We start from the raw sequence: 24,723 nt of genomic DNA on the forward strand, positions 1-24,723 counted from the left end.
AACGCAGCTTGACCCACTGGTGCCGCCGATGGCCAACCCGCACATCCTGACACCCGAGACCGAGACGTCGACGCATTACTTCTTCACGCACCCGCCGGGTGAGGAAGAGGCGAGGCAGGCGCGGCGGGTGTTCCTTGAAGAAGACGAGCCGATGGTTGCGGCACAGGCCGTCGCGATGGCGGGACAGGACTTCTGGGAAGCGCGTCCGGTCATCCTGCCAAGCGATGCCGCCGCCATTCGCGCGCGGCGCAAGCTGATGCAGATGCGCCGTGCGGAGGCGGCGGCCTGAAATCAGAACATCGGGTGCCGGTTTTTGGATTCCCCCGGGATCGGCTGGATCGCGTCCCAATGCTCGACAATCTTGCCGTTCTTCAGGCGATACATGTCGAACACCGCCGCGCCGCGCGCTTCCGGCGTGGGGCGGACGTGGATGTGAATTACGGCTATGCCCCCTTCAACTACGATGCGCTTGATCGTGAAGGTCTTCACCCGGTCTGCGAACATCGGGGCGAGCGCGGCAACGGCTGCCTCGCGGCCATCCGGCAAGCCCGGGTTATGCTGGATATAATCGGGAGTAACGTATTTTTCAAAAGCGCCGGCCACATCGCGCTCGGTATAAACCATCCGGGCGAAATCGGTGATGATCGCCCGGTTGTCATGCGGCTTGCCGCTCGCCGCCATGACGGGGACGAGGGCAAGCAGCAGAAGGCTCAACGCCCGCTTCACGCGGCGAGAGCCACCTCTTTCACGCACTTCGTGGTAGGCACGAAGGGCAAGTAACTCACGCGGTTGCGCACGGCCATTTCCAGCTTGTGCTGGCCCGGTGCCAGACCGCCGGCCTTAAGCGCGATGATCTTCGCCTTCTCGCCGAAGTTCCAGCGGTCGTCATAGACGGTTTCCATCTGGTCGAGCGTGTAGGTCTTGCCGCGCACCGAGAAACGCACGTCTTCGCGAGCGATTTTCTCGCCGTCGATGGTGATCTGGATGTCCTCGACCATCGAAAGACCAAGACCGCGGTAATAGGGCAGGCGGCCGAGGAAGGCGAAGCCGCCATCAACGTTTTCGAGGCTGTCCTCGACGATCATCAATTTGTCCATCATGGCACGGATTCCTTATGCTGCGGCCTTGAGGGCGGGGGTTTCGGGTTCGCCAAGCAGGCGGGCGAGCATCACTTGCTGGCGGCGGACCTGTTCGACCGAATCCGGTTCCTCGGCGTCCTCGATCCAGCGGTTGCCTTCGTATTCCGAGCAGATGTAGCCATCATAGCCACCCTGATCGAGCACGGCGACGATCTCATCATAACGGATGCTCGGCTCCACATAATCATCGGTCATTTCGTAGAACTTGCCGTGGATGTTGTGGATCATCGGCATGTAATCGAGCATGCGTTTGGGATCGAACGCGGCGTTGTGGCGCAGCGTTTCGGCCATGCCGATCGCCGGACCGACACCGCCCATGTTCTGCACCTCAAGGATGACATATTCCGACAGCACACGGTCTTCGTAGGCCTTGACGATGTAGTCGGCGATGTTCGCCGGGACACCCACGCGCTCGAACTTGGCCCGCCACACCGGCGGGAACTTGTCGAGGAACATGCCCATGTCGGGCAGGAAGCCCAGCGCCGGCGAGCCGCTTTTCTGGAACATTTCGGCCATGCGGATGATCCACGGGTGGTCGAAGTGGAGCGGGGCGTGAACCTCGGTGAGCATCTTGATGCCCTTTTCCTCGGCATAGGGCGCAGCGGCGACGAGCACTTCGGGCGCAATCGAGACGAGGCTGCGGATGAAGGGGGTTCCCAGCATAACGCCGAAATCGATGTCCTTCTTGACGCTGGCGACCTGCTCGTCGAACGGCATCGGCTGGTCCTTGTAGCGCTTGTAATCGAGCATGTAGTCATGGCTGACGGGGACGCAGTCATACTTGGCGATCAGCGCGTGCCAGCTGGTGATATCTTCCTGGGCGACGCCGACTTCGGGCCAGCCCCAGAAGCTTTGCTCACCGATCACCTCGATGCCGCGCGCGCCCAGATCGGCGCAGGTGCGGATGCAGTCTTCAAGGGTCATTTTGCCCTGGAACGTCTCGTTCTGGAAGGAATAGAGGCTGACGCCCCGCTTGATTTTACTGGTCACGAATCACCTCTCCACTTGGGGGTCACATCTGTCGGGAGCGGGAATCCGGTGGGCCGGTTGCATCCGGCTGGCATCGTCTCCCCTCAGGCCATAGCCCTAATTGGAACCTATATTCTTATAATTGTGCGGTCCGGTCAAGTGCCAATTTTCCGCAGAAATCCCGACCGGCCTTGGAATTGACAGAATTAGAATTCGTATTATTGTTACTCACGATAACGGCCGGGAGAGAATCGCCAAAATGCCATCCGCTGTGTGCCGCGCGCTTATCGCGGTGCTCTGTTTGCTGCTCGCTACCTTCTTCGCCTTCGTCGGCTGGAACAAGGCTTTCGCTTCGCTCGCTGACCTTGCGCGGTTCGGCGCGTGGACGGTGTTCCTGCCTGAATGGGCGGGCCGGCTGGTCGGCTTGAGCGAGATGGGGCTGGCCGCCGGATTGCTCTCCATTTTCGTGCCCCGCCGCCGCAACATCGCGCGCTGGTCCGCGCTCCTGCTCATCGCCAATCAGGCAGTCGCCGCGCTGGTCCACCTGACTCACGGCGAGACCGCCGCCTTGCCGCAGAACGGCGTGCTGATCGCGCTGCTTGCCGCCGTCGCCATTTTCACCCGTCCGCCTGTCGCCAGAGGAGCCACGCCATGAAAACCCGCATGCTGCTGATTGCCTCTGCCTTTGCCCTCCTGCCGCAGGTTGCCGCCGCGAAAGCGCCGTTGGACGCGCGCATCGCCGCCTTGCTGCTCGCCACGCCCGCGCTGGCCGACCCGGTTGTTCAGGCCTCGTCCGGCGCGCTGAGCGGGAAGGTTGAGGGCAAGGCCGAAGCCTTCCTCGGCGTCCCTTATGCTGCGCCGCCGGTAGACGAGGGGCGCTGGCGCGATCCGCAGCCGGCAGTGGCTTGGCGCGGGGAGCGCGATGCCACTCGCTACGGGGCGACTTGCTACCAGTCGCTGGCCGGGGCCTGGGGCCCCTACTCGCAGGAATTCGTCGCCGGCGGGCCAATCAGCGAGGACTGCCTGACGCTCAACGTCTGGAAGCCGGCAGGCGCGGCAAAAGGCCTGCCGGTGCTGGTCTTCATCCACGGCGGTGCGTTCCAGGGCGGGGCGGGCAGTCTGCCGATCTACAACGGCAGCAAGCTCGCCGCGCGCGGAGCGGTGGTCATCACGATCAACTACCGCGTTGGCGTGCTGGGCTTCCTCGCCCATCCGGAATTGAGCGCGGAATCACCGCATCAGAGCTCGGGCAATTTCGGCCTGCTCGATCAGGTCGCGGCCTTGCGCTGGGTGCAGCAGAACGTCGCGCGCTTCGGCGGCAATCCGGCGAACGTGACGGTATCGGGCGAGAGCGCGGGCGCAGCTTCGGTCAATGACCTGATGGTCTCACCGCTGGGCAAGGGCCTCTTCGCCAAGGCGGTCTCGTTCAGCGGGCCGAGCATGGGCGTGGACCTGACGACTTTGAAAGCTGGGGAAGCCAACGGCAACAGACTGGGCGAACGGCTGGGCGCCCCCACTGTTGCGGCCCTGCGCGCGGTTCCGGCTGACAATCTGATCGACGCGGCAAAGGTTATTCCGGTCGAGGGAGGCGGGCCGCCGCCGCTGGTCTATCGCCCGCATCTGGACGGCTATGTCTTGCCGCATGATCCCTCCGATCCCAAGGCCCCGGTCGTCTCGTCGGTGCCATTGCTCGGCGGGTACAATGCCGCGGAGATGATCGACCTTTCCGTGCGCACGCCCGCTGACTTCGAGAAGTCCGTGCGCCGCCGCTATGGCGCATCAGCGGACCAGCTGCTGGCGCTCTATCCCCATGCGACCGCCGAGGACGCCGCCGCCTCCAACCTGCTGATCAGCCGCGATCGATATCTGACGGGGCTGATCCTGTGGTCGCAGGCACGCGCCCGGTCATCGGGTCAGCGGATCCACGCCTACCTTTACGACCATCCCTATCCGCCAGCACGCGGCGGCATGGCATGGGGGGCATTCCATTCCTCTGGGCTGCCCTATATCTTCGGTCAGCTGGGTCACGGCGACCGCAGCTTCACTGCTGCCGATGCTGCCGTCTCGCGCCAATGGCAGGACCGCCTGCTCGCCTTCATGCGCAGCGGTAATCCGTCCCTCAAGGGAAGCGCCTGGTCCCGCGTCAGCCCCGCCAGCACCAGCGTCATGGTGATCGGCGACAAACCCGGGATGCGTCCCGTCGTATCCTCGCCCGCACGTTTCGAAGCCTTCCGCGCCTATGCCGCGGCGGGCGGGTCACTCGGCCTCATGTAGGCCTCACGGAGAATCTCCATGTCTTTTGAAATTTCGGTCAACCTTGAATACATGTTCCTTGAAGCCGGCGAGCGGCTTGAGGACCGCATGGCGGCGGCTGCCGCGGCGGGCTTCACCAAGGTGGAAATCTTCACCACGGCCAATCGCGACGTGCCTTCGCTCCGCAAGGCGCTTGACGTCAATGGCTGCTCGCTGGTCGGCGTGGTCACCGATCCGCGCCAGCAGATTTGCCTTGAGCCGAACCACGATGCTTTTCGCGAAATGTTCGCGCAGGCGGCGAAGGATGCCGAGATTCTCGGTTGCAGGAACGTGGTCGTGCCGTCCGGATCGGCCGTGCCTTTCTTGCGCCGTCCGATGCAGCTGGCTAACGTCGCCAAGGCCATCGCCAGCGTGCAGCCAGTGGCAGAGGCGCATGGCGTGACCATCCTGCTCGAACCGGTGAACACCCGCTTCGACCATCCCGGCGTGCTGTTCGCCATGACCGAGGACGCGGTTGGCGTGATCGAACGCGTGGGCAGCCCCTCGGTCAAGCTGCTTTATGACATCTATCACTCGATTACCGAGCGCGAAGACCCGTTCACCATCCTGCCGCCGATCGCGCACCTTGTCGGTCACGTGCAGATTGCCGACGCTCCGGGGCGCGGCGAGCCGGGCAGCGGCACGGTCGACTGGAAGGCGATTCTCGGCCTGCTCGAACAGGTCGGCTACACGGGGCTGATCGGCCTCGAATGTTCACCCACCCGTCCGACGAGTGAGGCGCTGGCCTACATCCGCGAGCTCTGCGCCTGAGCGAACGCCAAGGCGCCCCGGGCACGGCGCCCGGGGCCGCTGGTATTACGGTTTCGCCTTGAGCAGGCCCTTGGCCTTCATCCAGGCCATGAACTGGTTGAACCACAAATCGCTGGTCGTGCCCTGGGTCTGGCTACCGAATCCATGACCGCCGTTGGCGTAATAGTGCAGCTCAACCGGCCCGCCGGCCTCTTGCCACGATTCGATCAGTCCGAAGCCTTCCTTGTTGAACAGCGGATCGTCCGAGGCGAGCGCGACGAAAAGCGGCTGCGGGTTCTTCGGCGGCGTCACGGCACGCATCGAGCCATAGATCGGCGCGACGAAATCGGGCCGAGCATCGGACGCGTCGAGCAAGGTGGTGCGGATCGTCGTCATGGCGCCAGCAGAAAAGCCGATCATGCCAAGGCGCTTGCTGTCAACGCCCCACTTGCCGGCATTGGCGCGGATCATGCGCAGGGCGACTTGCGCGTCGGCGCTGGCAATGTCAGTCGCTGCGGTCATGTCGGGAGGAACTTCATAGGAAGTGGTTCGCGGTGCGAACAGCCTGGACATCGAGGCCATGAATTCGCTTTCGGAATCGGGCGTTTCCATCGTCCTGTACTTGAGCACGAAAGCGGCGACGCCGCGCTCCGCGAACCAGCGTGCCACACCCCAGCCTTCGCTGCTGGCCGAAACGAATCGGAAGCCTCCGCCGGGCACGACCAACACCGCCGCGCCGGTCGCCTTGCCCTTCTTTGGCAAGAATGGCGTGAGCGTCGGGCGGGTGACATTCCGAATCCAGACCTGGTTGCCCATCCCGGTCCAAACTTCCTTCTGCTTCCAGCTTTCGGAGCCGGGCGCGACGCCCGAATAAAGCGGGATAGCGCCGGGTTCAGGCTGGATGGCGATACGTTTGGGCGGCACAAAACCCGGAGGCGGTCCGGGAGGCGGCGACGTTTGGGCAATGGCGGTCATTGGCATTGCTCCAAGGCCGAGCAGCAGGGCGGCGGCAACCGATTTGAAACGCATCAGGTTCTCCCGGAAAAGCAGTTCGTTGTCATTTCACCTTGCCGGCATGCAGCTTCAGGCGGGCGAGTAAATCGGCATGGGTCATGCGCGCGTCAAGCGTTTCGAACACGCGCAGGGTGCGACCGGGGATAACGTCGCCGTATTTGAAGTCCGGGCCAATGCGCCGCGCCGGAATTTCGCGCGACAGGCTCGTCTCGGTCGTCAGTGCGCTGAACAGGACTGGCGGGCTATCGCCCATCGGCCATGCCCCGCCGACGTCGACGAAGTCGGGCGGATTGGTGAAGCGGTCATAGAGCCAGCGCGTAAAGGGCGAGATCGGGCGCAAGTCTGCCGCCATCTCCGCCACCGAATAGCCCATCTGGCGATAGGCCGGCTGCGGCACTTGCCAGAACGGTATCTTGCTCTGTTCGATCACCGCACGCGCGGCTTCGGCATCCATCGCCAGGTTGTATTCCCAGCCGCCATCGGGATAGCCGCCGCCACCGATCCAGATGACCTGCATCCGTCCGGCTATAGCTGGCTCAAGCCGCAGGGCTTCGGCGAGGTTGGTGATCGGTCCGCCGCAGGAAAAGATCAGCGGCAAGGGATCATCGCGCATCGCTTCGGTGACGATGGCTCGGGCCGCCGCACCGGGTTCGCGCCCGGGCTTCATCGCGCCTTCCGCGCCGGAAACCACCAGCGGTGACTGGCCGGGCTTGAGCTGGCGGATGAGTTCGACCGCAATGTCATGCCCCTGCCGCGCCGTCTGGCCGGGGATAACGCCGGGGACCTTGAACTCCTCGTTGATGAACGACGATGTCACCAGCGGCACCCGCGTGCGCGGGGCGAGCAATTGATGCGCGAGCGCGAGCAACGCGTCAGGATCACCGGAAAAGTCGTTGTCGACGATCACCCGTGCCGCGGCGCGTTGGGGAATCATTCGAGGGGAGGCTGCGCCAAGCCCGGTGGCAGAGGCCAGCGCGCTCGCCAGCCCTGCGCCGATTGCGCCGCGCCGGGTCAACTTCATTGTCATTCTCCTGCGGGCGCAACGCCCGATTTGCGGCCATCCATCGGCCAGAACCACACGACTACGGCCTGCAGCACCAGCATCGCCGCCGTGCCGCCGTAATAGGTCCAGCGGATCGCGCTGCGTGCGGTCTCGCTTACCGCATCGGGGGAATAGTCCGATGCCGCGAGCATGAAGGCAATCCCCGAAGTGCCCAGCGCCATGCCGACCTTGGTTGCCAGGCTCACCCCGGCGGAGAGCAGGCCCTCGTTGCGCGATCCGTAGTGCTCTTCGTGATAGTCGACGGTCTGGGCGATCATCGTGAAGGCGGCGGTGATGGTGATTGAAGTCGAGAGGCAGGCGGCGAAGTAGATCGTCAGGAACGGCACCGGCTGGCTTTCGAACAGTGGCAGCAGCAGGAACAGGGCGGCGGCGATCAGGACCGAGGCGAGACAGCCATTGCGGATGCCGGTGCGCGCAAAGATCGGCGGCCCGACAAAGGCGGACAGCAGCAGGGTTCCCGCTACGCCGGGCAGCATCCAGCCGATCATCCACGGCGCACGCAGCACGTCAATCGCCAGATTGAAGGTCACGGCCATCATCCCGCCAAAGCGCACGAAATAGGTCAGGCAAAAGAAGAACGCGACCAGCCAGGCGCGGTTGCGCAGCATCTCTCCGATTACCGGTATCAGCGGGGCATTTTCATTGCTGCGCTGATCGATCCGCTCACGGCAATTGGCGAACAGCGCAAGGATTGCGACGATCGAGATCACCGCGAAGATCATCGCCACCTTGCGGTAACCGTCAGGATTGGTCTCCCCGCCGAACGCGGCCAGCAGCGGGGCGACGACGGCGGTGCCGAGCACGACCGACAGCGAGGTGCCGAGCGAGCGCATCCCGCTCAACTTCAGCCGCTCGCCAGTGTCGTTGGTCATCATCGGAAGCAGCGCAGTATAGGGGATTGCGCCCAAGGACATCAGGATGCCCAGCGCCTTGAAGGTGACGAAGGCGTAAACAAGCTGCGCCTGCTGGCTCCAGTCCGGCATCGAGAACAGTGCGACATAGACTGCGGCATAGGGCAGGGCGATCAGCAGGAAATAGGGCCGCGTCCGCCCCCAGCGGCTGCGCGTGCGATCGACCGCGATGCCCACGCCCATGTCGATCACCGCATCCATCAACCGTGCGATCAAGAAGATCGTGCCGACGGCGGCAGCGGGCAGGCGGATAACGTTGACGTAATAGAACAGCAGCACGCCGCTCACCATGTTGTAAGGCAGGCTGAAACCGAGGTCGCCGAACCCGTAGCTGAGCCTTTCCGCCGGGGACAGGCGCACCGCGCCGGGCCTGTCGTTCACGTCTTGCGCTGGTGTCATCCACCCGCTCCCATGGGCGGCTCTTGCGCAGCCCCTGCTGCGAAGCGCCTTGCGGCTTGACGTCCGCTACTTATTAAAACAGATATTCTATTAAATCGCGGAGCCGTCAAGGCCGGCCGTAAATGGAGAGAGGAATTGCGCGTGGCGAAGGATGTCCTGATCATCGGCGGAGGTATCGGCGGGCTTTCCAGCGCCATCGCGCTTGGCCAGCGTGGCCACCGCGTTACGGTAATCGAGCGCGATCCGGCATGGTCGGTCTATGGCGTCGGCATCACCCAACAGGCCAACGTGGTGCGCGCCGTGGCGGACCTTGGCATCCGCGACGATTATCTGGCGGCGGGCTTCGGGTTTGATGCGGTGGAGATCTATGCGCCCAATGGCACGCGGGTCGCGCGGGTGCCTTCACCCAAACTTGCCGAGGGCTATCCGCCCAACCTCGGCATGGGCCGGCCGGCGCTGCATGACCTGCTCGCCCGGCGCACGAAGGCGGTGGGGGCAGAGGTGCGGCTGGGCGTGACGGCTGAAAGGATAACCGACACCGGCGCAGCGGTGGAAGTCACGTTCTCGGACGGTACCTCAGGCACATACGATTTCGTGGTTGGAGCAGACGGCGTCTATTCGCAGACCCGCGCAGCAATTCTGCCTAATTCCGAAACCCCCGAATTCACCGGGCAGGGCGTGTGGCGCTACAATTTCCCGCGCGATCCCGAGGTTGATTGCCTGCGCGCCTTCAACGGCCCGACCGGGATCGGCCTCGTGCCGATGAACCCGGAAGTGATGTACATGTTCGTCACTACGCCCGAGCCGGGCAACCCGCGCTATCCGCATGAGGAACTGGCCGCAGCCATGCGCGCGAAACTTGCCGGGGCCGCGCCCTACATCACTGCACTGGCAGAACAGATCACGGACAACGATGGCGTCGTCTATCGCCCGCTCGAAGGGATGATGGTGCGCGGGCCGTGGCACAAGGGCCGTGTCGTGCTGCTGGGCGATGCCGTCCACGCGACCACGCCGCACTTGGGGCAGGGCGGCGGTATGGCGATCGAGGATGCCATCGTGCTGGCCGAGGAAATCGACGCCCACCCTGAAATCGAGCAGGCCTTCGCCGCCTATCGCCAGCGCCGGTTCGACCGCTGCGAATACATCGTCAGCACCAGCCTCGCCATCTGCTTTGGCCAGATCGGTCGTGGCCCCCCTGTGGACATGACCAAGGCGACCCGCGAGATGTTCGAAGTGACGGCGCAGCCAATCTGAAGAAATATCTCTTTAAGGCAGTGTGTTGGTCATGATTTTTCGGTCCAGGCGCCATTGTGACATTGATGGATCAAATAGCTGCCTATCGCCATTTTCGATGCGAAACCCTTGACTTCTGCGCTATCATACATGAAATGGACATTCTAATTTATAGCGTTCTAATTTGACGCTGCGGCACCAGGATAGGTGCACAGGTCAACAAGGGGAGGATACCAGAATGCAAAAATCTCTATTCCGTCACGTCTTGCTTGCCAGCGTTTGCTGCGCAGCAACCGCCACGCCCGTCTGGGCTCAGGAGGCTCAGGAAACGGTAGATGACAACGTCATCGTCGTTACCGCGCAGAACCGCGCGCAGGACGTCAACGACGTTCCTATCGCCATCGACGTGGTCGGCGCTGAAGAGCTGCAGAAGTCCGGCTTCTCCTCGATGAACGACATCAGCAAGATCGCCCCGGTGGTCCAGCTCAACCAGGATCAGGGCACAGTAAAGGTCACCGTCCGCGGCGTCGGCACTGCATCGAACGACGAAGCGCAGGACACCTCGGTCGTCGTCAACATCGACGGCGAATACATCAACCGCCCGCAGGCGCTAGGCACGTCGCTGTTCGATATCGACCGCGTCGAAGTGCTGCGCGGCCCGCAAGGAACGCTCTACGGTCGTAACTCGACCGGCGGCGCGATCAACTTCATCACCCGCAAGCCGGGCAACGATTTCGGCGTCAACGCGACGGCGAGCTATGGCAATTACAACGCGATCCGCGTCGATGGAGGTATTGACCTGCCGCTCGGCGAAACCGCGGCGATCCGCGTGGCCGGCTTCTATGACGAGCGCGACGGTTACGTTTTCCACCCGGCTGCTGCGGCTTTCGGCCCGTTCCCGGCATTCGCCGGTGGCCGTTCGGACGATAACAAGGCCTATGGTGGCCGCGTTTCACTGCGCTTCAACCCGACCAGCCAGCTTTCGATCAACCTTGCGGCCGAATATGCCGATCGCGAATACACCCCGCAGGCATTTGCCGCGGCCGACCTCAACTCGGGCGGCAGGGCCCCCGTTGGCCCGGGCTGCAACCTGAACGGCTACACCCGCGTTGCCACAGCCTACAGCCAGACACTGTGCATCCCCAACAGCACCAACTACCTCGCTTCGATCAACCGCAGCACTTATGCGGCGCCGGGCTTCGGCCTTGGCAAGACAGGACAGGAAACCTGGGCGCTTCGTGGTCGTCTCGCTTATGAATTCAGCGACGCGGCAACGCTGACCTACATTGGCGGCTATCGCAGCCTGTCGGGCAACCCGGGTGCCTTGATCACGCTGCCGGTCTCCTATCGCTCAATCAACTACGAGTTCGAAACCGATACGCAGAGCCACGAACTGCGCCTCAACGGTGACATCGGCGGCATCATCTACCAGGTCGGCGGGTTCTACTTCAAGGAAGACGTCTACAGCGAATCGTGCTTCGGCCTGCCGATCGGCGGACCGGCTGGCACCTGCCTTTCGTACTTCGGACGCGACGTCAGCAGCGAATCCAAGTCGGTCTTCGGCCAGGTCGAAGTTCCGCTGGGCGACAAGCTGACCCTCGTCGGCGGCCTGCGCTACACGGACAACAGCCGCAAGGCCGTCTATCAGAATGCTTCGCCCTTTGGACCAGGTGCACCGGACTCCGCGCTGCTCGGCGCTGGTCTGGGACGCAAGACCTTCTCTTCGCTGAAGTTCGCCTCGACGCTCAACCTCGCCATGGACGAAAGCAAGACTACCTGGCTGGCGGGCATCAACTACAAGCCCAACCCCGACACGCTGTTCTTCGCCAAGGCGTCGACCGGCTTCAAAGGCGGCGGCTTCGACTCGGTCGGCGATTACAGGCCTGAATCCAACATGGCGATTGAAGCCGGCTGGAAGCAGAGCTTCGGCCCGGCTGGCGAGCACCAGTTCAACCTTGGTGCGTTCCATTACGACTACAAGGACCTGCAGGTTTCGGTCCTGCTGGACACCACCATCGGTGGCCAGACCTTCAACGCCGGTAGCGCAAAGATCTGGGGCATCGAAGCTTCGGCAGATATCAAGCTGAGCGATAACGATACGTTCCACGCTTCGTTCAACTACCTGAAGGCCCGTTACGGCGAACTGTTTGCCCAGTTCAACGTCTATACGGTCCCCGGCACGGGCGCTGACCGGAACGGCATCGGTGATCTCGATCCGAACCTAGCCGGCGTGCAGCAGCCGAACTTTGCGGGCAACCGTCCGGGCTTTTCGCCTTCGTTCATCATCACGGCAGGATACGACCACGTATTCCGCCTGGCTGATGCCGGCACGGTGACCGCCAGCGTGAACACCACGTTCAAGAGCAGCTATTTCACCGACTTCTACAACTACCGCGATGGCCAGCAGAAGGCCTTCACGCAGACCGATGCCAGCCTTGTCTACAAGCCCGAGAATGGCCGCTTCAGCGTGACCGCCTATGTGAAGAACATCGAGGACACCCGTCCGCTGACTTACGGCAGCTTCGTATCGGCCGGTCCGGATGACATCTTCAACTGGCAGTTCGGCACGCCGCGTACCTACGGCATCCGCGTCGGCGTAGATTTCTGATCGTATGGGGGCAGGGGGCGGCGCTTCGGCGCTGTCCCCTCGTTTTCCAGAAACGATTTCCTGCAACTGACGGGTCCCCTCGCGGGGGCCCGTTTTTTGTGCGGAATCAGGGCTGGTTGGAAAAGGCGGCGCCTGCGCCATAGAAGCGGACAGTCGCATCGGCATCATCGGCGGTGATCATCACGCAAAGCTGCACGCCAAAGCGCAGCGCAAGCGGCGCGGGCAGGGTGATTTCGGTCAGGCGGCGATCGCCTGTCGGGTGATAAGCGCGCCATTCCTCGGGCACTTCGTGGGGCACCGCGACGGAGTCCGGCTCGGTCAGGCGCGGGGTCAGTTCGATCCGCTCCATGCCGCCGTGTTGCAGGCACATCCAGCCGATCTTGGCGCCTTCCAGACACTCCCAGAGCAGCGAGACTTCGGCGAGGAAAACCGGCTCGCCCCCCAGTTCGACCGGGGTGGGCAGTGGGAAGTGGAACCACACCGCCTTGCCCGCGCGAATACGGAAGGTGGAGAAGAAACCCCGGTGAAAGCCGATGCCTTCGGACCATTCCGCCCCGTCAACCGCGGCGAGGAATTCGCTGCCCCGCTCCTGCGGGACGACGGCGGCGGAGGGTACCCAGTGGCGCGCGACGATGGTCACCGCCTCAGCCCCACCACGGGTCCTTGCCGGGTTGCCATTTCATCGAACAACCAGAACTGGGCGTCTGGTCCTCGACCGGGATCGATGTGCCCGCCAGCACGGCATCGACCGCGCGGCGCATATCCTCGCCTGTCACCGGCAGGTCCGTCCGCATGGGCGGTACACCGGGCAGCGGCGGGTGCGGCAGCTTCGGCCGGGAAGGGCAGTACTGCCCAGCATAGGACAGGTTGCGGCTTCCATCGTAGAGGAAGAAATCGGGCGTGCAGATGGCGTTATAGGCCAGCGCGACGTCCTGACTTTCGTCGTGGAGGTAGGGGAAGGGCAGGTCCCATTCCCTCGCAAAGGCCTGCATGTGCGGGTAATCGTCTTCCGGAAACTCATCGGGCCAATTCGACGAAATAGCGACTACCTGCAGTCCCTTTGCCTGGTATTCGCGGGCAAAGTCGCACAGGCTGGGCAGCATATGCAACACGACCGGGCAGTGGTTGCAGATGAAGGCCACCAGCAGCGCCTTTCCGCCAGCGAAATCGGCAAGAGTGCGGATCTGGCCATCGGTATCGGGGAGCGCGAAGTCCGGCGCGGGCTGGCCGTAATCAAGCTGGCGTGAAAAACGCAACATCGCTCTCTCCCGTTTATAAATAGAATTTGTATTCTTATAACGCCGAGTGAGATGCCGGGCAAGGGGGCTCGATAAGAACTGCGATCGCTATGCCTAATAGCCGTGACTTTGCCGCCGGCATGCTGTTGGAAAGCATGACAGGCTGCGGCGCGCGCCGGCAGCGGACGGGAGTTTGCCATGAAGACCCAGGTTGCCATCATCGGTGCAGGACCGGCGGGCTTGTTCCTCGGCCACTTGCTCAAGGCCGAGGGCATCGACTGCGTCGTGATCGAGCGGCAGACCCTCGACCATGTCCTTTCGCGCATCCGCGCCGGGGTGCTCGAACAGGTGACCGTCGGCCTCATGGAACGGCTCGGCCTCGATGCCCGGCTCAAGGCGGAAGGGCTGGTCGAAGGCGGGTTCAACCTGGCCGATGGCGAACGCCTGATCCGCATCGATTGCCAAGGCCTCACCGGCAAGACCGTGGTCGTCTACGGCCAGACCGAAATCACCCGCGACCTGATGGAAGCCGCCCCCTCGCGCGGGCTGGAAGTGATTTACGGCGTCGGCGACGTGGCGGTGCACGAAATCGAAAGCGATGCGCCCTATGTCACGTGGATGAAGGACGGCAGCGCCGGCCGCGTTGACGCGCGGTTCATCGTCGGCTGCGACGGCTTTCACGGCCCCAGCCGCAAGGCGATCCCCGCCAGCGCGGCCCGCGATTTTGAGCGGGTCTACCCCTTCGGCTGGCTCGGCATCCTCGCTGACGTGCCGCCATGCCATGACGAGCTGATCTACGCCAACCACGAACGCGGCTTTGCGCTGGCATCAATGCGCAGCCACACCCGCAGCCGCTATTACATCGATGTGCCGCTGACCGAAAAGGTCGAGGACTGGAGCGACGACCGCCTGTGGGACGAACTGGCGATCCGCCTCGGCCCCGATGCCGCCGCGAACATGACGCGCGGGCCGGCACTCGAAAAATCGATCGCGCCGCTCCGCTCATATGTCTTCGAACCGATGCGCCATGGCAGTCTGCTTCTGTGCGGCGATGCCGCGCATATCGTGCCGCCGACGGGAGCCAAGGGGCTAAACCTTGCCGCAAGTGACGTGCACTATGCTTGCGAGGCGCTTGCAGGTTGGTTCAAGCGGGGCGATGCCGATGCAATTGCCGGCTATTCGGAGCGCGCGCTGGCCCGTGTCTGGAAGTCCGAACGCTTCTCATGGTCGCTGACCAAGCTCATGCATCGCTTCCCCGATGACGGCCCGTTCGAACGCAAGATGCAGGTCGCCGAGCTGGAATACATCGCCTCAAGCGTCGCCGCGCAGACGGCAATTGCCGAGAACTACGTCGGACTTCCGGTGTGATTTGAGTGCCTTGCGGGCGAGGTTTCAGACCTCGCCCCAAACGTCCTGCGCCACGTCCATTACCAGCTGCAACTTGGCGCTTTGCTGCGCAAAGCTGACCTCGTTGCCGTGGACGGTCGAGGAGAAGCCGCACTGCGGGCTCAGCGCCAGCTGGTCGAGCGGCGCGAACTTTGCCGCATCGTCAATGCGCCCCTTGATGCTGGCCGGGTCTTCCAGCTCGCCAAGCTTGGTGGTGACGAGGCCGAGCACCACGCGCTTGCCCTTGGGCAGGAAGCGCAGCGGAGCGAAATCGCCTGAGCGGGCATCGTCGTATTCCAGGAAATAACCGTCGACTGCCAGTTCGTTAAGCAGGACTTCTGCGACTGGTTCGTAACCGCCTTCTGCGGCCCAGCTTGACCGATAATTGCCGCGGCACAGGTGGACGCAGACGGTCATGTCGGCCGGCCGGTCGCGGATCGAATCGTTGATGACCTTGGCATAGAGCCGGGGCAGGTCGTCAGGATCCATGCCGCGGCGGCGCGCGTTTTCGCGCTGGGTATCGTCACAAAGATAGGCGAGGTTGGTATCGTCGAGCTGGAGATAGCGGCACCTGGCATCGGCAAGACTGGCGATTTCTGCGCGGTATGCGGCGGACAGGTCCTCATAGAACTGATCGAGATCGGGATAGGCCCCGGCATCGATCGCCTCGCGCCCGCCGCGAAAGTGCAGCATCGTTGGCGAAGGGATCGTCACCTTCGGCGTCTGGGTGGCGCAAGAGGCGAGGTATTCGAAGTCGGCCCGCTGAATGTCACGCGCGTGGCGAAGCGGCCCGGTGATGGTCATGACCGGCGGGGCATATTCCAGCTCGTGACCGTCATGGCGGTGGAAATGAACCTGCGTGCCGCCGGCTTCGTCAACGCCGTCCAGTTGCAGCAGGAAGTCGGTGTGGAAGAAGGTGCGGCGAAATTCGCCGTCGGTCACGCCCTTGAAACCAAGGTCCTCCTGCATCTTCACGACATCGGCAATCGCCGCATCCTCGGCCAGGCGAAGCGCCGCCTTATCGATGGTTCCGGCCTTGAACGCGGCACGGGCTTCGAGCAGTGCCTTGGGGCGCAGGAAGCTGCCAACGTGGTCAGCGCGGAAGGGGCGTGCAGTCATTTCACTCTCCGGTTTTTGCTATTCATCATACCAATATAGCGCCATCGGATTGGTGACCAGCATCTTGTGCTGAAGTTCCACAGTTGGCGCGATACGGGGGATCATGTCGACGAGATGGCCGTCGTCGGGGATCTCGGTATCCATGTTGGGATGCGGCCAATCGGTGCCCCAGAGCACCCGGCCCGGATAGTCGGCAACCAGCGGCGCGACGGCGTGGGCAAAGGCGTTCCACGGGTCGCCAGCGCCGCCTTCCTTGATCGCGTCGAGCCGGTCGGGGCAGGTAGCCTTGAACCACACATCGTCGCGCGCATCGAGGAAGGCGCGGAAGGCCTTCATGTCTGGCCCATCCGGGCCCTGCCGCACGTCTGGACGGCCCATGTGGTCGATCACCAGCGGCACCGGGATCGCGTCCATGAAGGGGCGCAGTTCTTCGAGGATGTCGGCTTCGAAATAGATCACCACGTGCCAGCCCTTCGGCAGGCGGTTTGCCACTTCAAGGAACTTGTCCTTCGGCGCATCATCGACCAGCCGCTTGAGAAAGTTGAAGCGGATGCCGCGAATGCCGCCGTCGTGCAGCGCGGCGAGCTCAGCCTCGCTGATCGCCGGATCGACCACGGCCACGCCGCGCGCCTTTCCGTTCGACTTGGCAATGGCATCAAGCGTCGCGGAATTGTCCGTGCCGTGGCAGCTCGCCTGAACGATGACATTCCGCGCGAACCCCAGGTGGTCGCGCAGGGCGAAAAGCATGTCTGGGCCGGCGTCCTCGGGCAGGTACTTGGCCTTCGCGCTGAACGGGAACTGCGCCATTGGGCCGAACACGTGGCAATGGGCGTCAACCGCGCCCGGTGGCGGCGTATAGCGCGGCTTGCTGGGATTGGCGTGCCAGGAAGTGATACGGTCGGTCATGCGAAAACCACTCCATCCATCAGCTTGCGCGCGGTACGCAGCAGGGCAGCGGAGACGACATCGCCCGCCTCGTTTACTTCAAGCACGCAGCTCATTTCGCCGGTCGGGTGCTCGACCGAAAGGGTCTTGGTGCGGCCCTCTGGCACCACGGCCACTTCGGCAGCGGGTGATCCGCCGATCAGGCAGGCCGTCGCCACGCTGACTGCGCCGAGAACGCCGATCGTCGCATGGGCGCGGTGCGGGATGAAACTGCGCACACAGATCGCGCCGCCATCCTTCGGCGGAGCGACGAGCATCATCTTGGGTACCGATTTCTCGCGCACGTCGCCAAGGTTCATCCTTTCGCCCACGGCCAACCGGATCGCCTCGATCCGCGCCTTGAGTTCGACATTGCCATCGAGCCAGTCGCGGTCCTCATAGCCGGTGATGCCCACATCGGCGGCCTTCATCACCACGCAGGGCATGCCGTTGTCGATCAGCGTGACCGGCACGCCATTGACCACATCGACTGCATTGCCACTGGGCAGCAGCGCGCCGCAGGAAGAGCCGGCGGTATCCTTGAACAGGGTCGGTACGGGGGCATGGGTTCCAGGAACGCCATCGATGGCGGCGTCTCCGGCATAGGTCACTATGCCCCCCGGCGTCTGCACCGTGGCCACGGCAACCTGACCGGTGTTCTCCATGAAGATCGCCACGCGCGTTTCGTCGCCCGTCGCCGCCACCAGTCCGCGCTCGATGGCGAATGGCCCGACGCCAGCGAGAATATTGCCGCAGTTCTGCGCATCGGTGACGATGGCCTGATCGACGAACACCTGCAGGAAAAGGTAATCGACATCGATCCCCTCGCGCGCCGATTTCGAGACGACCGCGACCTTGCTGGTCAGCGGATCAGCTCCGCCCATGCCGTCGATCTGGCGCGGGTCGGGCGAACCCATGACGGCGAGCAGGAAAGCATCGCGGGTCGCCGTTTCGGCGGGCAGGTCCGACTTCAGGAAGTATCCGCCCTTGGACGTACCGCCACGCATCCACATGCATGGTGCGGAGAGTCCTTGTTTGCTGCCCCTTCCGGGCGGAAAACCGGTTCCCACTTTTCCTGAAGGGGCAGGCTCAGACATATTTCAGCCCCTCAGCCTCCAACCGCTCGCGCATCTTGTACATGTCGAGGCCCAGTTCCCCGGCGGCGAGCCGGGCGCGCTTGTCGGCTTCGTTGGCTTCGCGGGCGCGGGCGGCTTCGAGCACCTTTGCGGCGTTGGCGCGGGGGACAACGCAGACGCCGTCATCGTCGGCAACGATCACGTCACCCGGATTGACCAGCGCCCCGGCGCAGACCACCGGCACGTTGACCGAACCCAGCGTGTTCTTGACCGTGCCTTGCGCGAAGATGGCCTTCGACCAGACGGGGAACTGCATTTCCGTGAGGTCGCGCACGTCGCGCACACCAGCGTCGATGATCAGCCCCCGGCACCCGCGCGCCTGTGCCGATGTGGCGAGCAGATCGCCGAAATATCCGTCTTCACAAGGGGAGGTTGGCGCGAGCAGCAGGATGTCACCGTCCTGCAGTTGTTCGATGGCGACATGGACCATCCAGTTGTCACCGGGAGCGGCGGAGATCGTGACGGCCGAAGCCGCGATCCGCGCCCCGGAATAGATCGGGCGCACGTAGCTGGCGAGCAGGCCGGTGCGGCCCTGAGCTTCGTGGACCGTCGCAACGCCGCATTCGGCCAGGCCGTTGACCACCTCGATGGGCGCGCGCTCAATTTTCTGCACGACAATTCCACTCACGGCTTCTCTCCTCGGCAAGTTCGGCTTTGGATCAAGGCTTAGTCCTCACCGGGGACAGGTGAAAGCACAAGTCTGGCGTCGTGATTAGATTTCGCTAAGATGGTTGCCATGGAAATCTGGGATTTCAACCTGCGGCACCTGCGCGCGATCGTGAAAATCGCGGAACTCGGCACTATGAATGCCGCAGCTCAGGCAGTGAATCTCACCCAGCCGGCGATAACGCAGGCGCTCAGCCGGATCGAGGGGATGCTCGGTGCGACGCTGTTCGAGCGGCGCCATAACGGCATGGCGACGACCCCGGCGGCGGACCTGTTCGTGCCGCGCATCGCGGCCGCGCTTGACCATATTGCCAGCCCGCATGTGACGATGAGCCGGATGCGGGCGCTGCTCGCGCTGGCGGATTCGGGTAGCTATTCAGGGGCCGGGATGGTGACAGGCCTGTCGCTTCCATCGCTGCACCGCGCGGTCAGCGATCTTGCGCTGGCCACCCGGCGCTCGCTGGCCGAACGGCGCGGCAAGATTGTTATCCTGACCGATGCCGGCGAAGCCATGGCGCGCTCCTTCCGGCTGGCCCGGGTGGAGATCGAGACCGGCCTGTCTGAACTCGCCGCGGCGCGCGGGCATGAAACGCGGCGCATCTCGATTGGTGCCATGCCGCTGTCGCGCGCGCGGGTGCTACCGGCCGCTGTGACGCGGTTCCTCAAGCGCAATCCGCAAGTGCGCGTGACGATCATCGAAGGTTCGCGCGCCGAACTTGTCGATCCGCTACGCAACGGTGCGATCGACCTGATGATCGGCGCAAGCCGGGAGCCGCTGCTGGAACCGGATCTGATCCAGAAAGGCCTGTTCCGCGACCATCTCGTCGTGATCGGGCGCAAGGGGCATCCGCTTGCCGGAACTGCTCCAGATGCCCGTGCACTCGCCGCCTATCCGTGGGTCGTGCCGTCTCCCGGTGCGCCATTGCGGCTGATCTGGGAGCAGTTGTTTGCCCGTGCGGGCGTTGCCCCGCCGCCGGTTCCGGTGGAATCCGGGTCGGTCATGACCATCCGCCAGTTGCTCATCGAGAGCGATCTCCTCACCCTGCTTTCGCCTGACCAAATGGCGGTTGAGTTAGAAGCTGGCTGGGTTGACCGAATTACCGACCTGCCAAACGATCTGGACCGCACAATAGCGGTCACCACGCGTGCTTCGTGGCGGCCGACCGCCATCCAGCTTGAGTTCCTGCAGGATCTGGACGCGGTGACCGTCGGTTAGGCCGTCTCAAGCAGCAGAGTTGCCGCTGCCGTGTTCGAGATTGGGATGTGATAATTGCGATGGATCTCGCGCGCTGTCGGCCCCAACGCCCCGCGCGCCGCGATCCAGTTGAGCACCTCGACCCCCTGCGTACCCGCCATCCGAACCATTTCATGGATTGAATCGCGGGTCAGCACATCGGGATCGCTGGCGAGATTATCGAGGCAGAACATGTCGTAATCGCGGTTCAAGAATCCGGCGCGCTCGCCGTCGAGCTGGTGTGAAAGGCCGCCGGTGCCGATGATGACGATCCGCTCCGCACCCTGCCAGCTTTGCAGCGCGCGGTGGACGGAACGCCCGAGCGCAAGGCAGCGTCTGGCGGAGGGCAGGGGGTGCTGCACCGTGTTGATGCCTATCGGCACAACCCGCACCGGCCATTCCTCCGCACCCGGCCATGCCAGTTCGAACGGGATCGACAAGGCATGATCGACCAGCATGTCCTGACAGGTGACGGGATCGAATTCGTCCTCCACAATCTGTTCGATGATATGCCACGACAGCGGCGCATGTCCCTGCATCGTCTTGTAGATCGGCAGGCCCCAGCCTTCATCGGCGTTGCTATATTGCTCGGCCGCGCCGACCGCGAAGGTCGGCATCTTGTCGAGGAAGAAGTTCAGGCCATGGTCGTTGGAAAAGCACACCGCGACATCGGGCTTCACTTCGGCCAGCCATTCGCGGACTTTGGGGAAGCCGTCGAAGAACGGTTTCCAGTAGGGCTCCTCCTGCGCGCCGCGATGGATCGCGCCGCCGATGGCGGGCACGTGGCTGGTGAAATAGGCTCCGACGATCTCCGCCATTTCGCTTCTCCTTATGCCTGATCGTACAGGCGCTGTTTGAAAGCCTCGACGCTCAGGCCGGTCTGCATCGCGCCGACATCCTGCACGTTAAGCCCGAAGATCCCGGCGAGCTTGGCGAGGAAATAGATGTTGCCGCCAGCCGCGATCATGCCGAGGATGTCGCGGTCCGCCACGGCCTTTAACTGCTCGGGAGTAAGCTTGAACTGAGCGCAGTATTTGGCCTCATCCAGTCGGAATGCCTCGCGGTTTTCGGCACTGTTGAACGAAAAGCACAGGGCATTGAGGGCATATCCCTTTTGTGCCGCATCGCCATCGAACAGGTGGGTGCCGGGTATTGGCTTACCGGGTTCGCCGGTCATCGCTGCAATAGTCATGGCTGAAACTCCTCGAATGGGGATCCGATGGCCCTGCCTAGCGCGGCGGACGCGGAGCGGATTGATCGAGGTCAAGAACGAGGGCGCGAGCGCTGCATTCGGAACCCGCTTAGCCTGATCTAATAGCGCTTGGTCACAAAGAATTTGCCCGACAGGCGGGCAGGGCGCAGTCCGCTTGCCATGAAGCAAGGGCTTGCACTTGTCGGCTTCGGAGAGGCTGGATCGACGTTTGCTGCCGCAGGGCAGTGGGGCGCTGGCGCGCGCGGGTTTGACCTGCACGCAGAACGCCGCGCCGCAATGGCCGGGGCGGGGATTACCGCTTGCGCTGATGCGGCCACCGCGCTCGAGCAAGCCGAGCTGGTTCTCTGCCTGGTGACTGCTGATCAGGCGTTGGTAGCGGCGAATGATTGTGCGCCGCTGCTCCAGCCTGGCGCGATCTGGTGCGACATGAATTCTGTTGCTCCTGACACGAAGCGGGCGGCGGCCAAGGCGGTTGAGGCGGCGGGCGGGCGTTATGTTGACGTGGCCGTGCTGGCCCCTGTCGAACCGGCGCGGCTAGCGGTTTCCCTGCTGCTGGCTGGCAAGGCCGCGTCTGAGGCTGAGGTGGCGCTGCGAAGTGCGGGCTTCACCAACATTCGCGTGGTTGGCGATGCGGTCGGCCGGGCTTCCGCCATCAAGATGATCCGCTCGGTCATGGTCAAGGGCATCGAGGCGCTGACCGCCGAAATGATGCTCGCCGCGGAAAAGGCCGAGGTTACGGACGAGGTGCTCGCCTCGCTCGACGCCAGCGAAAAGGCGCTGCCTTGGCGAGAGCGTGCCGACTACAACATCGAGCGCATGGTCACTCATGGCCTGCGCCGCGCCGCTGAAATGGAAGAATCGGCCAAGACCCTGCAAGGGCTCGGCGTGGAGCCGGTGATGACCGCCGGCACCGTGCGCCGCCAGCGTGAACAGGCCGGAAAACTGATCGAGAGGAGCCCGACCGCATGACCATGATCATCGACTGCCACGGCCACTACACCGTGCTCCCCAAGGCTCACGACGACTGGCGCGAGGCGCAGAAGGCGGCGTTCAAGGCGGGCGAGGCTGCGCCGCCCTATCCCGATATTTCGGACGACGAAATCCGCGAGACGATCGAATCCAACCAACTGCGCCTGATCAAGGAACGCGGCGCGGACATGACGATCTTTTCCCCACGCGCGTCGGCCATGGCGCCGCATGTCGGCGATCAGTCGGTCGCGGTGAAATGGGCGCAGGTCTGCAACGATCTTATCGCCCGGGTGGTCGGCCTCTACCCCGAAGTGTTCGCCGGGGTCTGCATGCTGCCGCAGTCGCCCGAGGCGGACATGACGAGTTCGATCGCCGAACTGCGCCGCTGCGTCGACAAGGGCTTCATCGGTTGCAACCTCAACCCCGATCCCGGCGGCGGCCACTTCAGCCATCCGCCGCTGACGGATGAATTCTGGTTCCCGTTCTACGAAGCCATGTGCGAGCTGGATGTTCCAGCGATGATCCACGTTTCGGGATCGTGCAATCCGGCGATGCACGCGACTGGCGCCTATTACATCGCCGCCGATACCATCGCTTTCATGCAGCTTCTTGAAGGCGATCTGTTCAGCCGTTTCCCGAACCTGCGCTTCATCATCCCGCACGGCGGCGGTGCGGTGCCGTACCATTGGGGGCGCTACCGCGGCCTCGCCGACATGCTCAAGAAGCCGGACCTTTCGGGTCACCTGATGAACAACGTGTTCTTCGATACCTGTGTCTATCACCAGCCGGGGGTGAACCTGCTGGCTGACGTGATCGACAACAAGAACATCCTGTTCGGCAGCGAAATGGTGGGCGCGGTGCGCGGGATCGACCCGACGACGGGGTTCTATTTTGACGATACCAAGCGCTATGTCGACGCGCTGGATATCTCCGATGACGAACGGCACGCGATTTTTGAAGGCAATGCGCGGCGGGTTTTCCCGCGGCTCGACGCCCAATTGAAGGATCGCGGACAGTGACCACCTGGGTCACCAACGCCTGGTACGTCGCCGGGTGGGATAGCGACATCGATTCCGCGCCGCTGGCCCGCACCATCTGCGGTGTGCCGATGCTGTTCTACCGCAAGCTTGACCGCTCGGTTGTCGCCCTGCGCGATGCCTGTCCGCACCGGCTATTGCCGCTGTCGATGGGCGTCAAAGAAGGCGACTCGCTGCGCTGCAAGTACCATGGCCTGTTGGTCGGACCCGATGGCGCGGCGCTGGAAATGCCGCTCAAGGACGCGCCGGTAAACCGCCGGGTCTGCGCCGAAGCCTATGTCACGCACGAACGTCACCGCTTCGTCTGGGTGTGGATCGGTGATCGCGACAAGGCCGATCCCGCGCTGATCCCCGACTTGTGGCCATGCTCGGCCGAGGGCTGGGTGTTCGACGGTGACTATTACCACATCGCCTGCGATTACCGGCTGATGGTCGACAACCTGATGGACCTGACGCACGAAACCTATGTCCATGTCGGCTCGATCGGTCAGCCCGAAATTCTTGAGGCGCCGATTGCCACGCGGGTTGAGGGCGAGGACGTTTACGTCACCCGCTGGATGCCGGGTGTCGATGCGCCGCCGTTCTGGCGCTCTGCGCTCGGCAAGGAAGGCGCGGTCGATCGTTGGCAGGTCTGCCGCTTCCTTTTGCCGTCGGCCGTGATGATCGACGTTGGCGTGGCCCCGGTCGAAGCCGGCGCGACAATCGAGGACCATGATAGCGGTGTGCGCGGTATGGTCGTCGATTTCATGACCCCTGAAACCGAGAACACCCATCACTATTTCTGGGGCATGGCGCGCAATTTCGACATCGACGATGTCGGCTTGACCGCGCGGATGAAGCGCCAGCAGGGGGGCGTTTTTGCTGAAGACCTGGCCATTCTTGAGGCGCAGCAAAAGTCGATCGACGACAATCCCGGCCTGCGGCTGATGGCATACGAGATCGACGAAGGCGGCGTCAGGTCGCGCCAGATCATAACCCGGGCGATGAAGCGCCAGAGCGAAGGACTTGATGCATGAGTGGCCCTGTCTCGATCCACGATTACTTGGCCGAGTTCGATGATATTCCCGGCACGCGCGTCTTCACGGCGACGCGCGCGCGGCAAGGCTATCACCTCAACCAATTCGCCATGAGCCTGATGAAGCCGGACAACCGCGAGCGCTGGAAAGCGGGCGAACGCGCCTACCTCGACGAATGGAAGCTGACCGAGGACCAGAAGCAGGCCGTGCTCGCGCGCGATTACAACCGGCTGCTGGAACTGGGCGGGAACATCTATTTCCTGTCGAAGATCTTCTCGACTGACGGGATTCCCTTTGCCGAGGCCTGCTCGACCATGACCGACATGACATTCCCTGAATACCGCCAGATGATGCTCGATGGCGGCCGCTCGCCTGAGGGCAACCGGTCGATCAAAGGAGGCTACTGA

General features: G+C 63.4%; 25 protein-coding genes and 1 pseudogene. 12 read left to right on the plus strand and 14 right to left on the minus strand.

The window, feature by feature from the left end; translation table 11 throughout:
• Positions 1-289: pseudogene (locus tag RMO89_RS18815) on the plus strand (aromatic ring-hydroxylating dioxygenase subunit alpha); the annotation flags it as partial.
• Positions 290-291: 2 nt separating this feature from the next.
• On the opposite strand, the gene RMO89_RS18820 reads toward RMO89_RS18815, so the two are convergent.
• From RMO89_RS18820 to RMO89_RS18830, 3 genes are read right to left on the minus strand one after another with little or no spacing between them, the layout of a single operon-like run.
• Positions 292-714, minus strand: coding sequence for a nuclear transport factor 2 family protein (locus RMO89_RS18820; RefSeq protein ID WP_310535092.1), 423 nt, complete (start codon positions 712-714; stop codon positions 292-294).
• A gap of 8 nt (positions 715-722) precedes the next feature.
• Positions 723-1,100 (minus strand): DUF6379 domain-containing protein, encoded by a 378-nt coding sequence (locus RMO89_RS18825; RefSeq protein WP_310535093.1) that lies wholly within the window; start codon positions 1,098-1,100, stop codon positions 723-725.
• Between the two features lie 12 nt (positions 1,101-1,112).
• Positions 1,113-2,129 (minus strand): xylose isomerase, encoded by a 1,017-nt coding sequence (locus RMO89_RS18830; protein ID WP_310535094.1) that lies wholly within the window; start codon positions 2,127-2,129, stop codon positions 1,113-1,115.
• Positions 2,130-2,367: 238 nt separating this feature from the next.
• On the opposite strand from RMO89_RS18830, the gene RMO89_RS18835 reads away from it, so the two are divergent.
• The 3 genes from RMO89_RS18835 to RMO89_RS18845 are packed head-to-tail and all read left to right on the plus strand — an operon-like array spanning position 2,368 to position 5,171.
• The gene (locus RMO89_RS18835; RefSeq protein WP_310535095.1) at positions 2,368-2,763 is read left to right on the plus strand and encodes a DoxX family protein; all 396 of its coding nucleotides are present in this window, start codon (positions 2,368-2,370) and stop codon (positions 2,761-2,763) included.
• Positions 2,760-4,382 (plus strand): carboxylesterase family protein, encoded by a 1,623-nt coding sequence (locus RMO89_RS18840; protein ID WP_310535096.1) that lies wholly within the window; start codon positions 2,760-2,762, stop codon positions 4,380-4,382. The genes RMO89_RS18835 and RMO89_RS18840 overlap by 4 nt, the downstream gene beginning before the upstream one ends.
• A gap of 18 nt (positions 4,383-4,400) precedes the next feature.
• The gene (locus RMO89_RS18845; protein ID WP_310535098.1) at positions 4,401-5,171 is read left to right on the plus strand and encodes a TIM barrel protein; all 771 of its coding nucleotides are present in this window, start codon (positions 4,401-4,403) and stop codon (positions 5,169-5,171) included.
• A 45-nt stretch (positions 5,172-5,216) separates the two neighbouring features.
• On the opposite strand, the gene RMO89_RS18850 is transcribed toward RMO89_RS18845, so the two are convergent.
• From RMO89_RS18850 to RMO89_RS18860, 3 genes are read right to left on the minus strand one after another with little or no spacing between them, the layout of a single operon-like run.
• Complete coding sequence (locus RMO89_RS18850; protein WP_310535099.1) at positions 5,217-6,179, minus strand: dienelactone hydrolase family protein; 963 nt, start codon at positions 6,177-6,179, stop codon at positions 5,217-5,219.
• Positions 6,180-6,207: 28 nt separating this feature from the next.
• On the minus strand, positions 6,208-7,185 hold the full coding sequence (locus RMO89_RS18855) for a nucleoside hydrolase (protein WP_310535100.1): 978 nt from the start codon (positions 7,183-7,185) through the stop codon (positions 6,208-6,210).
• A 2-nt stretch (positions 7,186-7,187) separates the two neighbouring features.
• Positions 7,188-8,537, minus strand: a complete 1,350-nt coding sequence (locus RMO89_RS18860) for an MFS transporter (RefSeq protein WP_310535101.1) — start codon at positions 8,535-8,537, stop codon at positions 7,188-7,190.
• 141 nt (positions 8,538-8,678) lie between these two features.
• On the opposite strand from RMO89_RS18860, the gene RMO89_RS18865 reads away from it, so the two are divergent.
• Positions 8,679-9,791 carry an FAD-dependent oxidoreductase gene (locus RMO89_RS18865; RefSeq protein ID WP_310535102.1) on the plus strand — a complete coding sequence of 371 codons (1,113 nt, stop codon included), beginning with the start codon at positions 8,679-8,681 and terminating at the stop codon, positions 9,789-9,791.
• 217 nt (positions 9,792-10,008) lie between these two features.
• Positions 10,009-12,378, plus strand: a complete 2,370-nt coding sequence (locus RMO89_RS18870) for a TonB-dependent receptor (protein WP_310535103.1) — start codon at positions 10,009-10,011, stop codon at positions 12,376-12,378.
• A gap of 106 nt (positions 12,379-12,484) precedes the next feature.
• On the opposite strand, the gene RMO89_RS18875 is transcribed toward RMO89_RS18870, so the two are convergent.
• On the minus strand, positions 12,485-13,018 hold the full coding sequence (locus RMO89_RS18875; protein WP_310535104.1) for a hypothetical protein: 534 nt from the start codon (positions 13,016-13,018) through the stop codon (positions 12,485-12,487).
• Positions 13,019-13,022: 4 nt separating this feature from the next.
• The gene (locus tag RMO89_RS18880; RefSeq protein WP_310535105.1) at positions 13,023-13,637 is read right to left on the minus strand and encodes a thioredoxin family protein; all 615 of its coding nucleotides are present in this window, start codon (positions 13,635-13,637) and stop codon (positions 13,023-13,025) included.
• A gap of 177 nt (positions 13,638-13,814) precedes the next feature.
• On the opposite strand from RMO89_RS18880, the gene pobA reads away from it, so the two are divergent.
• On the plus strand, positions 13,815-14,984 hold the full coding sequence (gene pobA / locus RMO89_RS18885; protein WP_310535106.1) for a 4-hydroxybenzoate 3-monooxygenase: 1,170 nt from the start codon (positions 13,815-13,817) through the stop codon (positions 14,982-14,984).
• Between the two features lie 24 nt (positions 14,985-15,008).
• On the opposite strand, the gene RMO89_RS18890 is transcribed toward pobA, so the two are convergent.
• The 4 genes from RMO89_RS18890 to ligK form a co-directional block, all read right to left on the minus strand.
• Positions 15,009-16,121, minus strand: a complete 1,113-nt coding sequence (locus RMO89_RS18890; RefSeq protein WP_310535107.1) for a 5-methyltetrahydropteroyltriglutamate--homocysteine S-methyltransferase — start codon at positions 16,119-16,121, stop codon at positions 15,009-15,011.
• Positions 16,122-16,139: 18 nt separating this feature from the next.
• A complete protein-coding gene (locus RMO89_RS18895) occupies positions 16,140-17,027 on the minus strand; it encodes an amidohydrolase family protein (RefSeq protein WP_310535108.1) in 888 nt (295 codons plus the stop codon).
• On the minus strand, positions 17,024-18,058 hold the full coding sequence (locus RMO89_RS18900; RefSeq protein ID WP_310535109.1) for a 4-oxalomesaconate tautomerase: 1,035 nt from the start codon (positions 18,056-18,058) through the stop codon (positions 17,024-17,026). The genes RMO89_RS18895 and RMO89_RS18900 overlap by 4 nt, the downstream gene beginning before the upstream one ends.
• 76 nt (positions 18,059-18,134) lie before the next feature.
• The gene (ligK, locus tag RMO89_RS18905; protein WP_310535110.1) at positions 18,135-18,809 is read right to left on the minus strand and encodes a 4-carboxy-4-hydroxy-2-oxoadipate aldolase/oxaloacetate decarboxylase; all 675 of its coding nucleotides are present in this window, start codon (positions 18,807-18,809) and stop codon (positions 18,135-18,137) included.
• A 108-nt stretch (positions 18,810-18,917) separates the two neighbouring features.
• Here ligK and RMO89_RS18910 point away from each other — a divergent pair, with 108 nt between their 5' ends.
• Positions 18,918-20,063 (plus strand): LysR family transcriptional regulator, encoded by a 1,146-nt coding sequence (locus tag RMO89_RS18910; protein ID WP_310535112.1) that lies wholly within the window; start codon positions 18,918-18,920, stop codon positions 20,061-20,063.
• Here RMO89_RS18910 and RMO89_RS18915 read toward each other — a convergent pair.
• Positions 20,060-20,899 carry a class III extradiol dioxygenase family protein gene (locus RMO89_RS18915; protein WP_310535114.1) on the minus strand — a complete coding sequence of 280 codons (840 nt, stop codon included), beginning with the start codon at positions 20,897-20,899 and terminating at the stop codon, positions 20,060-20,062. The two genes, RMO89_RS18910 and RMO89_RS18915, sit on opposite strands and share 4 nt — an antisense overlap.
• Before the next feature lie 11 nt (positions 20,900-20,910).
• Positions 20,911-21,273, minus strand: a complete 363-nt coding sequence (locus RMO89_RS18920; RefSeq protein WP_310535116.1) for a protocatechuate 4,5-dioxygenase subunit alpha — start codon at positions 21,271-21,273, stop codon at positions 20,911-20,913.
• A gap of 180 nt (positions 21,274-21,453) precedes the next feature.
• Here RMO89_RS18920 and RMO89_RS18925 point away from each other — a divergent pair, with 180 nt between their 5' ends.
• The 4 genes from RMO89_RS18925 to ligA are packed head-to-tail and all read left to right on the plus strand — an operon-like array spanning position 21,454 to position 24,723.
• The gene (locus tag RMO89_RS18925; RefSeq protein WP_310535118.1) at positions 21,454-22,263 is read left to right on the plus strand and encodes a DUF1932 domain-containing protein; all 810 of its coding nucleotides are present in this window, start codon (positions 21,454-21,456) and stop codon (positions 22,261-22,263) included.
• Positions 22,260-23,282, plus strand: coding sequence for an amidohydrolase family protein (locus tag RMO89_RS18930; protein WP_310535119.1), 1,023 nt, complete (start codon positions 22,260-22,262; stop codon positions 23,280-23,282). The genes RMO89_RS18925 and RMO89_RS18930 overlap by 4 nt, the downstream gene beginning before the upstream one ends.
• On the plus strand, positions 23,279-24,316 hold the full coding sequence (locus tag RMO89_RS18935; protein ID WP_310535121.1) for an aromatic ring-hydroxylating dioxygenase subunit alpha: 1,038 nt from the start codon (positions 23,279-23,281) through the stop codon (positions 24,314-24,316). Before RMO89_RS18930 ends, RMO89_RS18935 begins: the two co-directional genes overlap by 4 nt.
• Positions 24,313-24,723 (plus strand): protocatechuate 4,5-dioxygenase subunit alpha, encoded by a 411-nt coding sequence (gene ligA, locus RMO89_RS18940; protein WP_310535122.1) that lies wholly within the window; start codon positions 24,313-24,315, stop codon positions 24,721-24,723. The genes RMO89_RS18935 and ligA overlap by 4 nt, the downstream gene beginning before the upstream one ends.

The sequence above is a fragment of the Novosphingobium sp. genome (genome assembly GCF_031424035.1).
Lineage (GTDB): Bacteria > Pseudomonadota > Alphaproteobacteria > Sphingomonadales > Sphingomonadaceae > Novosphingobium.